Source organism: Paraburkholderia youngii, from assembly GCF_013366925.1.
GTDB lineage: Bacteria > Pseudomonadota > Gammaproteobacteria > Burkholderiales > Burkholderiaceae > Paraburkholderia > Paraburkholderia youngii.
Window position 1 is genome coordinate 476534 of sequence record NZ_JAALDK010000001.1, and the last position, 12644, is coordinate 489177.

10 protein-coding genes are annotated in these 12644 nt (G+C 67.5%); 5 read left to right on the plus strand and 5 right to left on the minus strand.

Going from position 1 to position 12644, the window contains the following annotated elements:
- The first annotated feature begins 2 nt into the window (after positions 1-2).
- The 5 genes from G5S42_RS02275 to G5S42_RS02295 are packed head-to-tail and all read left to right on the plus strand — an operon-like array spanning position 3 to position 4957.
- The gene (locus G5S42_RS02275; RefSeq protein ID WP_176105349.1) at positions 3-491 is read left to right on the plus strand and encodes an ApeP family dehydratase; all 489 of its coding nucleotides are present in this window, start codon (positions 3-5) and stop codon (positions 489-491) included.
- The gene (locus G5S42_RS02280) at positions 488-1213 is read left to right on the plus strand and encodes a 3-ketoacyl-ACP reductase FabG2 (protein ID WP_176105350.1); all 726 of its coding nucleotides are present in this window, start codon (positions 488-490) and stop codon (positions 1211-1213) included. The genes G5S42_RS02275 and G5S42_RS02280 overlap by 4 nt, the downstream gene beginning before the upstream one ends.
- Entirely contained in the window at positions 1213-2439 is a 1227-nt protein-coding gene (locus G5S42_RS02285) for a beta-ketoacyl-ACP synthase (protein WP_176105351.1), read from the plus strand. The genes G5S42_RS02280 and G5S42_RS02285 overlap by 1 nt, the downstream gene beginning before the upstream one ends.
- Positions 2436-3716 carry a beta-ketoacyl synthase N-terminal-like domain-containing protein gene (locus G5S42_RS02290; RefSeq protein WP_176105352.1) on the plus strand — a complete coding sequence of 427 codons (1281 nt, stop codon included), beginning with the start codon at positions 2436-2438 and terminating at the stop codon, positions 3714-3716. Before G5S42_RS02285 ends, G5S42_RS02290 begins: the two co-directional genes overlap by 4 nt.
- The gene (locus G5S42_RS02295; RefSeq protein WP_176105353.1) at positions 3713-4957 is read left to right on the plus strand and encodes an NAD(P)/FAD-dependent oxidoreductase; all 1245 of its coding nucleotides are present in this window, start codon (positions 3713-3715) and stop codon (positions 4955-4957) included. The genes G5S42_RS02290 and G5S42_RS02295 overlap by 4 nt, the downstream gene beginning before the upstream one ends.
- A 23-nt stretch (positions 4958-4980) precedes the next feature.
- Here the strand turns inward: G5S42_RS02295 and guaD are convergent, their stop codons facing one another.
- The 5 genes from guaD to xdhA form a co-directional block, all read right to left on the minus strand.
- On the minus strand, positions 4981-6345 hold the full coding sequence (gene guaD, locus G5S42_RS02300) for a guanine deaminase (protein ID WP_176105354.1): 1365 nt from the start codon (positions 6343-6345) through the stop codon (positions 4981-4983).
- A gap of 145 nt (positions 6346-6490) precedes the next feature.
- Entirely contained in the window at positions 6491-7540 is a 1050-nt protein-coding gene (locus tag G5S42_RS02305; RefSeq protein WP_176105355.1) for an adenosine deaminase, read from the minus strand.
- Positions 7541-7587: 47 nt separating this feature from the next.
- Entirely contained in the window at positions 7588-8604 is a 1017-nt protein-coding gene (gene xdhC, locus G5S42_RS02310) for a xanthine dehydrogenase accessory protein XdhC (protein WP_176105356.1), read from the minus strand.
- Positions 8585-11098 carry a xanthine dehydrogenase molybdopterin binding subunit gene (gene xdhB, locus G5S42_RS02315; protein ID WP_176105357.1) on the minus strand — a complete coding sequence of 838 codons (2514 nt, stop codon included), beginning with the start codon at positions 11096-11098 and terminating at the stop codon, positions 8585-8587. Before xdhB ends, xdhC begins: the two co-directional genes overlap by 20 nt.
- The gene (gene xdhA / locus G5S42_RS02320) at positions 11098-12636 is read right to left on the minus strand and encodes a xanthine dehydrogenase small subunit (RefSeq protein WP_176105358.1); all 1539 of its coding nucleotides are present in this window, start codon (positions 12634-12636) and stop codon (positions 11098-11100) included. Before xdhA ends, xdhB begins: the two co-directional genes overlap by 1 nt.
- Between the last annotated feature and the right edge of the window lie 8 nt (positions 12637-12644).

Consider the following 12644-nt stretch of genomic DNA (forward strand, 5'->3'; position numbering starts at 1 on the left):
GCATGACGACTCCGCCACTCACCGTCGAGCAACTCGTGCGTCAGCCGATCGAAGCGATCATCCCGCATCGCGGCAGCATGCTGCTGCTCGACGCGATCGATACGTTCGCCGACTCCGCGCTCAGCGCGTTCGCCTGCGTCGATCCGCACGCATGGTATGCCGACGCCGCCGGCGCAATGCCCGCGTGGATCGGCATCGAGGTGATGGCGCAGGCGATCGCCGCGCACATCGCGCTCGTCGCGATGCGCGGCGGCGGCCATGCGCGTCACGGCGTGCTGCTAGGTTCGCGCAGCTATCAGGCGTTGCAGCCGGTGTTCCGAAGCGGCGCGCGCTTGCGCGTTCACGTGAGCGAACTGCTGCGCAGCGACGCAGGTCACAGCGCCTACGAATGCACGATCGACGATGGCGAGACGCGCTGCGCCGAAGCCGTGATCAAGGTGTTTCAACCGCCCGATTTCCAGTCATTCATCGAAGGGAGTATCAGTACATGAGCCGGCGAGTTCTCGTTACCGGCGCAAGCCGCGGCATCGGCCGAGCGATTGCGTACAAGTTGGCCGCCGACGGTTTCGCCGTGACCGTGCATTGCCGCACCGGACGCAGCGAAGCCGACGCGGTCGCGACAGGCATCGCCGCGCAGGGCGGCACGGCGCGCGTGCTGCAGTTCGACGTGCGCGAACGCGCCGCGTGCCGCGAGGCGCTCGAAGCCGACGTCGCCGCGCACGGTCCGTACTACGGCATCGTGTGCAGCGCGGGCGTCACGCGCGACGCGGCGTTTCCAGCGCTCACCGAAGAAGACTGGGACGTCGTGATCGAAACCGGCCTCGATGCGTTCTACAACGTCGTGCATCCGCTGACGATGCCGATGGTGCGCGCGCGTCAGGGCGGTCGTATCGTCACGATCGCTTCGGTGTCGGGCGTGATGGGCAATCGCGGCCAGGTCAACTACAGCGCGGCGAAGGCGGGGCTGATCGGCGCGACCAAGGCGCTCGCGGTCGAACTCGCGTCGCGCAGTATCACCGTCAATTGCGTCGCGCCCGGGCTGATCGAAACCGGCATGCTCGAACAGGTCACGGTCGACCACGCGTTGAAGACCGTGCCGATGAACCGCGTCGGCCAGCCGGCGGAGGTCGCGTCGGTGGTGAGCTTTCTGATGTCGGATGGCGCGTCGTACGTGACGCGCCAGGTGATCGGCGTGAACGGCGGGATGGTCTGATGAAGCGTGTCGTCATCACCGGCATGGGCGGCGTGACCGCGTTCGGCGATAACTGGGACGCGGTTCAAGCGCGCCTGAAGCGCGGCGAGAACGCGGTGCGCCGCATGCCCGAGTGGGACTACTTCGAGTCGCTGCATACGCGGCTCGCGTGTCCGCTGCCCGAGTTCACGACCCCCGCGCATTACCCGCGCAAGAAGGTCCGCTCGATGGGCCCGGTGTCGCTGTACTCGGTGCGCGCGAGCGAACTTGCGCTCACCGATGCAGGCCTCGCCGAAGACACGGCCATCGCCGACGGCCGCATGGGCGTCGCGTACGGTTCGTCGTCGGGCTCGGTGCAGCCGATCCGCGCGTTCGGCACGATGCTCGAAACCGGCTCGATGAGCAACGTCACGTCGAACAGCTATGTGCAGATGATGCCGCACACGGCCGCCGTCAACGTGAGCCTGTTCTGGGACCTCAAAGGCCGCATCATCCCGACCTCGTGTGCGTGCGCGTCGGGCAGCCAGGCGATCGGCTATGCGTACGAGGCGATCCAGTCCGGCAAGCAGACGCTGATGCTGGCGGGCGGCGCGGAAGAGTTGTCGGGTCCGGCGGTCGCCGTGTTCGACACGCTGTACGCGACCAGCACGCGCAACGACGAGCCGCATCTGACGCCGCGTCCGTTCGATGCCGCGCGCGACGGCCTCGTGGTCGGCGAGGGCGCGGCGACGCTGGTGCTGGAAGAGTACGAGCACGCAATGGCGCGCGGCGCGCGGATTCATGCCGAGGTGGTCGGCTTCGGCTGCAACTCGGACGGCGCGCACATGACGCAACCGACCGCCGACACGATGGCGCTCGCGATGCAGCTCGCGCTGCGCGACGCGCAATTGGCGCCCGAAGCGATTGCCTATGTGAACGCGCACGGTACGTCGACCGATCGCGGCGATATCGCCGAAAGCCATGCGACCGCGCAGACCTTCGGCGCGCGCATGCCGATCAGCTCGCTGAAAAGCTATGTGGGCCACACGCTCGGCGCGTGCGGCGCGATCGAAGCGTGGTGGACGATCGAGATGATGAAGCACAACTGGTACGCGCCGACGCTGAATCTCGATCACGTCGATCCGGCTTGCGCGCCGCTCGATTACATCGTCGGCGGCGCGCGCGAGATCGACGCCGAGTACGTGATGAGTAACAACTTCGCGTTCGGCGGCATCAACACGTCGCTGATTTTCCGGCACGTTCGATGAGCGGCGGCCTGCAACGCGTGGTCGTGACCGGCATGGGCATCGTGTCGTGTCTCGGCAATACGCTCGACGAAGTTTCCGCTGCATTGCGTGCGGGGCGCTCGCGCATCGAGCGTATCGACGCGTGGCGCGAGCGCGGGTTTGCATCGCAGGTTGCCGGCGTCGCGTCGGTCGCGCACGAGGCGCCGTTCGAGCGCAAGCTCGAACGCTTCATGGGCGACACCGCGCGCTTCGCGTGCCACGCGGCGCAACGCGCGATCGCCGATGCGGGGCTAGACCTCGTTTCATTGCAGTCGCCGCGCGCGGGCGTCGTGATCGGCTCGGGCGTCGGCACGTTAGCGAGCTACGACGCGGCGCTCGCAATCGCGCAAACGCGCGGCGTCGACAAGGTGCCGCCGTACACGGTGCCGCAGGCGATGAGCAGCACCGCGTCGGCGAACGTCGCGCAGATGTTGGGGCTCGAAGGCGTCAGCTATTCACCGTCGTCGGCATGCACGACATCGGCGCTCGCGATCGGGCAGGCGATGCAACTGATCCAGACCGGCCGCCAGCAGATCGTGCTCGCGGGCGGCAGCGAAGCGCTGCACGACAACACGACGCTGATGTTCGACGCGATGGGCGCGTTATCGCGCCGTTTCAACCACACGCCGGCGAGCGCATCGCGTCCGTACGACACGCAGCGCGACGGCTTCGTGATCGCGTCGGGCGGCGGCGTGCTGGTGCTCGAAGCGCTCGATCATGCGCTCGCGCGCGGCGCGCGCATTTACGCGGAGCTGAGCGGCTTCGACGATTGCACCGATCCCGCGGGCATGGTCGCGCCGCGTGCGGCCGGCATCGCGCGCGCGATGCGCGGCGCGCTCGCGCTGGCGGGCCGCCGTCCCGACTACGTGAACACGCATGCGCCGTCTACGCCGCTCGGCGATCTCGAAGAACTGCATGCGTTGCGCGACGTGTTCGGTGCATCGGCGCAAGGGGTGCCCGCGTTTTCGTCGACCAAGGGCATGACAGGGCATTCGCTCGGCGCGTGCGGCGCGCACGAGGCGATCTATACGCTGCTGATGATGCGCGACGGCTTTATCGCGGGCACGGCGCTGGTCGATACGCCGGAGCCGCAAGTGCGTGATATGCCGCTCGTGCGCGCGACGCGCGACGCGCGCATCGACACGGCGATGTCGGTTTCATTCGGGTTCGGCGGTAGTTGCGCGAGCCTGATGTTCGAAGCGTGGCGCGGTCCGCATACGGCGCGGCTGCCCATGCAAACCGTTGGAGGAGTGATTTGAACAGCGATTCTTCAAAGCGGACCGTGGTCGACGTTGCGATCATCGGCGCGGGTCCGGCCGGCGCGGTAGCTGCCGCGCTATTGCGCAAGGCCGGCCGCTCGGTGCTGGTGCTGGAGCGTCAGCATTTTCCGCGCTTCTCGATCGGCGAGAGCCTGTTGCCGCAAAGCATGGCGTACCTCGAAGAGGCCGGCATGCTGCAGGCCGTAGTCGAGGCGGGTTTCCAGTACAAGAACGGTGCGTATTTCGTGTATCGCGACCAGACCTCGTCGTTCGACTTCCGCGACAAGCATTCGCCGGGCTGGGGCACCACGTACCAGGTCGAACGCGCGTTGTTCGACGACGTGCTGATTCGCTGCGCCGCCGGGCAAGGCGCCGACGTGCGCTTCGGTCATACCGTGAGCGCAGTAAAAACGGGTGCGGCGCCGGTGCTCGACGTCGTCGATGAAGCTGGGCACACATATCAGGTCGAAGCGGGATTCCTGCTCGACGCCAGCGGCTTCGGGCGCGTGCTGCCGCGCCTGCTGAAGCTGGAGACCCCGACGCGCATGCCGACGCGCGCCGCATTGTTTACGCACGTGCGCGACGGCCTCGCGCTCGATGTCATCGATCGCAACAAGATCTGCATCGCGACGCATCCCGAGCGTCGCGACGTGTGGTTCTGGATGATTCCGCTCGCGGGCGGCCGCTCGTCGGTGGGATGTGTCGCCGAGGCGAGCTTTCTCGACGTGCCGGAAGGCGAGCGCGAGGCGACGCTGCGCGCGCTGATCCAGCAGGAGCCGACGCTGAACCGGCTGATCGGGCAGGCGCCGTTCCTGATGCCGGTGCGGAGAATCGGCGGCTACGCGGCGAACGTCGCGAGTCTGCACGGGCCGGGCTATGCGCTGCTCGGCAATGCGGGCGAGTTTCTCGATCCGGTGTTTTCGTCGGGGGTGACCATCGCGCTGCGCTCCGCGCATCTGGCGGCGCGCGCGCTGAACCGGCAGCTCGACGGCGAGAAGGTGGACTGGTCGGCCGATTACGACGTGCCGTTGCGCAAGGGCATCGACACGTTCCGCGCGTTCGTCGAGCGCTGGTACACGGGCGAGCTGCAGGACATCATCTACTACCCGGAGCAGGTGACGCCGATCCGTCGGATGATCTGCGCGGTGCTCGCCGGTTATGCGTGGGACGAGTCGAATCCGTATGTCGCGGACCCGGCGCGGCGGCTCAACGCTTTGCACGAGGTGTGCAAGGCGGGCTGAGGCCCCCGTCAACCGAGCGAGTCTCAAGCCGCGATCTTCGCGCGCCCCGGCACGTGCTGGCGCGCGTCGTCGCGGCGATGCACGCGCCTGCCGGCCGCATACGTTTCATATACCGCACGATCGTCGCCGAGCAGCGCGAACGCGAACAGCAACTCTTCGAGCGATTCGCGCCGCGCGGTGCGGCGCGCGAGCAGCGGCGTCGCCTGCGGATCGAGCACGACGAAATCCGCTTCCGAGCCGTCCCTCAGCGTGCCGACCTTGTCGCCGAGATCGAGCGCTTCGGCCGCGCCCGCGGTCGCCAGATAGAACATGCGCGTCGCCGTCAGATGATGGCCGCCGAGGCGCGCAACCTTATGCGCTTCGTTCATCGTCTGCAGCATCGAGAACGACGTGCCGCCGCCGACGTCGGTCGCGAGCGCGATCGGCATGCCGGCCGAGTCGGCCTTCTCGAAGTTGAACAGCCCGCTGCCGAGGAACAGGTTCGACGTCGGGCAGTGCGAGGCGAGCGCGCCGGTTTGCGCCATGCGCTTGCGGTCTTCGTCGTCGAGGTAGATGCAATGGCCGTACACCGCGCGACGGCGTAAAAGCCCGTAGTGATCGTAGATGTCGAGATAGCTGCGGTGGCCGGGGAACAGCTCGGCGACCCATTTCACTTCGTCGGTGTTCTCCGCGACGTGGCTCTGGATGAACACGTCCGGATGCAGTCGCGCGAGCGCGCCGCATGCTTCGAGCTGCGCCTCGGTCGAGGTCGGCGCGAAGCGCGGCGTCAGCGCGTACATCTGGCGGCCGCGATTGTGCCAGCGGCCGATCAGCTCGGCGCTGTCGTCGTAGCCCGATTGCGCGGTGTCGCGCAGGAACTCGGGGCAGTGGCGGTCCATCAGCACCTTGCCCGCGACCATGCGCAGATTGCGCGCTTCGCTCTCGGCGAACAGGGCATCGGCGGATTCCTTGTGCACCGTGCAGTACACGAGTGCAGTCGTCGTGCCACAGGCGAGCAGTTCATCGACGAAAAAGCTCGCGGCGTCGCGCGCGTGGTCGATGTCGGCAAAGCGGCGCTCGGTCGGGAACGTGTACGTATCGAGCCACGGCAGCAGACCCGGCGCCGGCGACGCGATCATGTCCGTCTGCGGATAGTGGATGTGCGTATCGATGAAGCCCGGCACGATCAGCTTGTCGCGTCGCTCCACGACCTGAGCGCCGGGCGCGAGCCGCGACGCGAGCGCCGCATACGCGTCCGCCGCGACGACGCGGCCGTCTTCGACGATCAATAGGCCGTCCTCGTGAAACACAGCGGCGTTTGGCGCGTGCGCCGGATCGCCATTGAAGGTCAGCAGCGGTGCACGGAATGCAGTTTGTGCCGCTTGCGCGGTATGAGCCGATTCAGTCATGGAAAAGCTGTCTCCGAATGTTGAAAGCTGGGCGGCGCAGGCAACGGTTTCCCGGTTCGGGGTCTTACCGATCCCCAAACTAACCGAAACCGCTGGCCGCCGACGTCAGTCGAGGCCGGTCAGTTGAAATCCATTAACGCGTGGCTTACTGCCGCCAGTGCGCGTCGAGCTTAGCGATCAGCATCGCGCGTTCCTCGGGCGTCACGAACGACGCCTCGAAGCCATTGCGGATGATCGTGTAGACCTCGGCGTCGTCGAGCTTCAGCGCGTCGATCGTCGCCAGATAGTTCGCGTTCACGTAGCCGCCGAAATAGGCCGGATCGTCGGAATTGACGGTCACCGCGACGCCGCGATCGAGCAGGTCCTTCAGCGTGTGTTTGGTCAGGTCGTCGAACACGCACAGCTTCAGATTCGACAGCGGGCACACGGTGAGCGCGACGCGCGTGTCGGCGAGGCGCGTGACGAGCGCCGGATCCTCGATGCTGCGCACACCGTGATCGACGCGGTCGACCTTCAGCACATCGAGCGCTTCGTAGATGTAGGACGGCGGGCCTTCCTCGCCCGCATGCGCGACGAGCTTCAGACCGAGCGCGCGGGCCTTCGCGAATACGCGCTCGAACTTCGACGGCGGATGACCGCGCTCCGACGAATCGAGCCCGACGCCGATCAGCCGATGCTGGTACTGCTCGAAGAGGGGCAGCGCTTCGTCGAAGGTGGCGAGCGCATCGTCCTCGGACAGATGGCGCAGGAAGCACAGGATCAGTTTGCTCGTGATGCCGCGCTTCTCCGCGTCGGCCAGCGCGCGTTCGATGCCGGCCACCACGGTTGCGATCCGCACGCCGCGCTCGGTGTGCGTCTGCGGGTCGAAGAAGATTTCGCTATGCACGACGTTGTCGGCGACACAGCGCTCGACGTAGGCCATCGTCATGTCGTAGAAGTCCTGCTCGTGCAGCAGCACGCTCGCGCCCGCGTAGTAGATGTCGAGGAACGATTGCAGATCGGTGAACGCATAAGCCGCGCGCAATGCTTCGACCGAGTCGTACGCGAGCTTCACGCCGTTGCGCTGCGCGAGCGCGAAAATCAGTTCCGGTTCGAGCGAGCCCTCGATGTGGATATGCAGCTCGGCCTTCGGTGCGCGCGCGGTTTTCTCGGCGAGCGTAACGGCGGAAACGGGAGTAGCGGTTGTCGTATTCATGGTGATTTGGAATTGTGTATGGGGTAGTGAGCGATGCGGCTCGTGGATCAGACCGACTGCGTCGCGTGGCGCGCGCCCGCGTTCGCCTCGACCGCCTGCAATACCTGCGCGGCCGCCGAGATCGCGATGACCTCGGGCGACTTGTCGACGATGCCCTCGACGCCGAGCGGACACTTCATCCGCGCGATCCGCGCCGGATCGATGCCGTGCGCCGCGAGCCGGTGCTCGAACTGCTTGCGCTTGGTGTGCGAGCCGATCATGCCGAAGAACGCGAAATCGCCGCGCCGCAGGATGCGCTCGGCGAGGTCGAGATCGCGCGCGTGGTTGTGCGTCATCACGATGAAGTACGTGTTCGGCGCGGCCTGATCGATCGCTTCGTCGGGTGCGTCGTTCGCGTCGATCGTCACGTTCGGCGCATGCAGCGTATCGAGCGGCGGAAACTGCGCGTCGCGCTCGTCGACCCAGCGCACCGTGCAGGGCAGCGTCGCGAGCACGCGCACGAGCGCCGCGCCTACGTGACCGGCGCCGAACAGCACGACGGCGAATTCGCCCGGCGCGATGGTTTCGGTCAGCAACGCGCTGCTGTCGTCGAAGCCGGCGCCGTCCCACAGCAGACAGTCGGCTCCGTCGATGCCGGGCTCGGGCTCGGACAGCATCACCGCATCCGGCGCGGGGCCGAATGATACGCTACGCACCGTCGATTGCCCCGCCGCGAGGCGCTTGGCGAGCGACGCGAGCCAGCCGAGATCGCCGACGTCGAGCCGCTCGAATGCGAGGACCACGGCGCCGCCGCAGCACTGCCCGAGGCTCGGCCCCAGCGCGAAGCGTTCGAGCCGCCGCATGTGCGGCGCGCGCATGCCGTCGCGCAGCACCTGGCGCGCGGTCTCGATCGCCTTCCACTCGAGATGGCCGCCGCCGATCGTATGCCTGGCCGCCTCGCGCGTGACGATCATCTTGGTGCCTGCTTCGCGCGGCGCCGAACCTTCGACGCGCGCGACCGTCACCAGCACGGCGGCGTCGCCATGTGCGAGCAGATGTTGCAGGTCAGTGAGCCAGGCTTGCATCCGGCGATTCTCCTTGCGGGGCCGCGTCGGGTGTCGGCGCGGCGGGTGGCGTGGGGGTGTCCGCGCTGTCGGGGTGCGCGGCGGCTTCGGTCGGATCTGCGTGCTGCGACGCGTCCGACGCGCTCAACGCGTCCAGCGCGTCGAGTATCGCCTCGGGCGTCGCGGGCGCGCGCAACAGCGGAGCATGTTGTGCGCCCGGCACCGCGGCTGCGATCGCGTCGCGAATCGCTAGAAACACCGAGAACGGCAGCAGCAACGGCGGCTCGCCTACGGCCTTCGAGCGGAACACGGTCGGCTCCGCATTGCTGTTGTCGTAGAGCCGCACGTGGAACGCGGCGGGCGTGTCGCTGACCGCGGGAATCTTGTATGTCGACGGCGCGTGCGTCATCAGGCGGCCGTCGCGGTTCCACCACAGCTCTTCGGTGGTGAGCCAGCCCATGCCCTGAATGAAGCCGCCTTCGATCTGGCCGAGATCGATCGCCGGATTGATCGATTGGCCCGCGTCGTGCAACACGTCCGCGCGCACGAGCTTCCACTCGCCGGTCAGCGTATCGACGACGACCTCCGACACCGCCGCGCCATACGCGAAGTAATAGAACGGATGACCGGTCAGCGTCTTCGCATCCCAATGCACTTTCGGCGTCGCGTAGAAGCCGTCCGACCACAACTGCACGCGCGCGAGATACGCGGCGTTGACGAGCTGTTCGAACGGCAGCGCGCCACCGTTCACCGATACGCTGCCGCGCGCGAACTGCACGTCGCTCGCGTCGCCGCCGAGCTGGCGCGCCGCGACTTCGGCGAGCCGTGCGCGGATCGTCTGCGCGGCGGCTTCGGCTGCCATGCCGTTCAGATCGCTGCCGGTGGAAGCCGCGGTCGCGGAGGTGTTGGCGATCTTCGATGTATCGGTCGCCGTCACCCGCACGCGCGATAGCGGCAAGCCGAACTGATTCGCGACCACCTGCGCGACCTTCGTGTTGAGCCCCTGGCCCATCTCGGTGCCGCCGTGATTGACGAGCACGGAGCCGTCCTTGTACACGTGCACGAGCGCACCGGCCTGATTCAGGAACGGCACGTTGAACGAGATGCCGAACTTGACCGGCGAAAACGCGAGGCCGCGTTTGAGCACGGGACTCTTCGCATTGAATTCGGCGAGCGCCGCGCGCCGCGCGCGGTAGTCGCTCGAAGCGAGCAGCGCGTCCGTCAGCGGCGCGATGATGTTGTCTTCGACGCGTTGTCCGTATGGCGTCGTATCGCGTTCGCCGACGCCGTAGTAATTCGCGAGCCGTACGTCGAGCGGATCGAGCCGCAACTCGCGCGCGATGCCGTCGAGCAGCACCTCCATCACGAGCGCGCCCTGCGGTCCGCCGAAGCCGCGAAACGCGGTGTTCGACTGTGTATTGGTCTTGCAGCACAGCGCGACGATATCGACGTCGGGCAGGTAGTACGCGTTGTCGAAGTGGCATACGGCGCGCGTCGCGACCGCGCCCGACAGATCCGCGGAGTAGCCGGCGCGCAGCGCGATTTCGACGCGCACGCCGAGCAGGCGGCCCTGATCGTCGAAGCCCGCCTCGTATTCGTAGACCGCGTCGTGGCGCTTGCCGGTGATCAGGAAGTCGTCGTCGCGATCGGCGCGCAGCTTGACCGGCCGACGCAAGCGTTGCGCCGCGAGCGCGGCCACGCACGCGAATAGCGCCGATTGCGATTCCTTGCCGCCGAAACCGCCGCCCATGCGCCGGCATTCGCACACGACGTTATGCGCGGGCCAGTCGAGCATATGCGCGACCACCTGCTGCATTTCGCTCGGATGCTGCGTCGAACTGTAGACGAGCATTCCGTCCATCTCCTTCGGCACCGCATAGGCGATCTGGCCTTCGAGATAGAACTGCTCCTGGCCGCCGACCTCGAACGTGCCGGCCAGCCGATGCGGCGCGGCGGCGATCTTCGCGTCCGGATCGCCGCGCCGCAGATGCAGCGGCGGCAGCACGAACTGCTTCGCGGCTTTGGCATCGGCGGCGGTGAGGATCGCGTCGAGAGGCTCGTAGCGGATCACGTCGTCGCTTTTCGCGAGCGCGGCCGCGCGGCGGGCGAGTTCGTGAGTTTCGGCGATCACCGCGAAGACCGGCTGGCCGAGGTACAGCACTTCGCCGTCGGCGAGAATCGGATCGTCGTGCAGCACCGGGCCGCAATTGTTTTCGCCGGGAATATCGTCGGCGCTCAGCACCGCGATCACGCCGGGCGCGTTTCTGACCGCGTCGAGATCCATCGACACGATCCGCGCATGCGCATGGCGCGATAGGCCGAGCGCCGCGTGCAGCGTGCCGTGCAGCTCGGCGATATCGTCGGTGTAGGTCGCTTCGCCGCTCACGTGCAGCGCGGCGGATTCGTGCGGCAGCGGCACGCCGATCGACGCGCTGCTAATGCCATCGTTAGGCGTCGCATCGCGTTGATCGGCACGCTCGCCCGCGCGTTCGATAAAGGCATCGGTCCGGTTCATCACGGCGACTCCTTCGCGACGGCTGTGTCCGCTTCGAACGCGAACGCGTTGACATCGCAGAGCGCGAGCGGCGCGTCGTCGCGCGTTTCGAGGTAGAAGCGCCACAGCAGATTGCGCGCGACCTTCAGCCGATACGCGCTCGATGCGCGCATGTCGGTGAGCGGCTGGTAGTCGGCGGCGAGCGCGTCCATCGCGCGACGGGCGGTTTGTTCGTTCCACGCCGCGCCGTCGAGCGCGGCTTCGGCATGCGCGGCGCGCTTCGGTGTCGCCGCCATGCCGCCGAACGCGACGCGCGCCGCGCGGATCGTGCCGTCTTGCGCGACGTGCAGCGCAAACGCCGCGCACACCGCCGAGATGTCCTGGTCGTAACGCTTCGCCACCTTGTAGGTGCGAAACCGCAGCGCGCCTGCCGGGCGCGGCACGCGCAGCGCGCTGACGAATTCGCCGGCCGCGAGCGCGGTCTTCTGATAGCCGAGGTAGAACGCGTCGAGCGGCAGCGTGCGGGTCGTGCGATCGCGGCGCAGTTCGACCTCGGCGCCGAGCGCGAGCAGTGCCGGCATCGAATCGCCGATCGGCGAGCCGTTCGCGACGTTGCCGCCGAGCGTGCCCGCATTGCGGATCGGCAGCGAGGCGAAGCGCGTCCATAGTTCGGCGAGCTCGGGGTAGTCGGCGGTGAGCGCCGCGTACGCGTCTTCGAGCGTGGCCGCCGCGCCGATCGTCAGCGTTTGCGCGTCGCGCGCGATCGTCTTCAATTCGGCGACGTTACCGATGTACAGCAGGTCGCCGAGATCGCGAAACTGCTTGGTGACCCACAAGCCGACGTCGGTGCTGCCCGCGACGATGCGCGCGTCCGGATACTGCGCGCGCAGCGTCGCGAACGCGTCGAGCGTGAGCGGGGCGTGGAAGGTGGGTGCGCCGAACGCGGCGCCACGGGTGTCGGGGGCGCTGTATTCGAACGTGTCTTTGCGCTGCAGCGTGCGCAGCGTGGCCGCGACCGCATCGCGGTCGAGCCCGACGCGCGGATGCTGCGCGTAGTCGAACATCTTCTGCGCGGCATCGATGATCGGCCGGTAGCCGGTGCAGCGGCACAGATTGCCGGACAGCGCGGCGTCGATTTCGTCGCGGGTCGGCAGGCCGGCGCTGGCGGGCTGGTTCTCGTAGAGCGCCCACATCGACATCACGAAGCCGGGTGTGCAGAAGCCGCATTGCGAACCGTGACAGTCGACCAGCGCCTGCTGCACCGGATGCAGCGCGCCGTTCGCGGCGCGCAGGTCTTCGACGGTGAAGAGGGCGCGGCCGTCGAGCGTCGGCAGGAACTGGATGCAGGCGTTGACCGCCTTCAGCGCGAGCTCGCCGCGCGCGTCGAGTTCGCCGATCACGACCGTGCACGCGCCGCAGTCGCCTTCCGCGCAGCCTTCCTTGGTGCCGGTGCAGCGTAAGTCCTCGCGCAGGTGCTGCAGCACGGTGCGCGTCGCCGGAACGCCCGCGACCTCGCGGACGGACCCCTGGTGATAGAAGCGGATGGTTTGCGTTGTCATGGCGGATC

Excerpts from the sequence above, each read along its gene's own strand:
- G5S42_RS02275 (WP_176105349.1), top strand. The coding sequence starts at position 3 with ATGACGACTCCGCCACTCACCGTCGAGCAACTCGTGCGTCAGCCGATC.
- G5S42_RS02280 (WP_176105350.1), top strand. The coding sequence starts at position 488 with ATGAGCCGGCGAGTTCTCGTTACCGGCGCAAGCCGCGGCATCGGCCGA.
- G5S42_RS02285 (WP_176105351.1), top strand. The coding sequence starts at position 1,213 with ATGAAGCGTGTCGTCATCACCGGCATGGGCGGCGTGACCGCGTTCGGC.
- G5S42_RS02290 (WP_176105352.1), top strand. The coding sequence starts at position 2,436 with ATGAGCGGCGGCCTGCAACGCGTGGTCGTGACCGGCATGGGCATCGTG.
- guaD (WP_176105354.1), bottom strand. The coding sequence starts at position 6,345 with ATGACTGAATCGGCTCATACCGCGCAAGCGGCACAAACTGCATTCCGT.
- G5S42_RS02305 (WP_176105355.1), bottom strand. The coding sequence starts at position 7,540 with ATGAATACGACAACCGCTACTCCCGTTTCCGCCGTTACGCTCGCCGAG.
- xdhC (WP_176105356.1), bottom strand. The coding sequence starts at position 8,604 with ATGCAAGCCTGGCTCACTGACCTGCAACATCTGCTCGCACATGGCGAC.
- xdhB (WP_176105357.1), bottom strand. The coding sequence starts at position 11,098 with ATGAACCGGACCGATGCCTTTATCGAACGCGCGGGCGAGCGTGCCGAT.
- xdhA (WP_176105358.1), bottom strand. The coding sequence starts at position 12,636 with ATGACAACGCAAACCATCCGCTTCTATCACCAGGGGTCCGTCCGCGAG.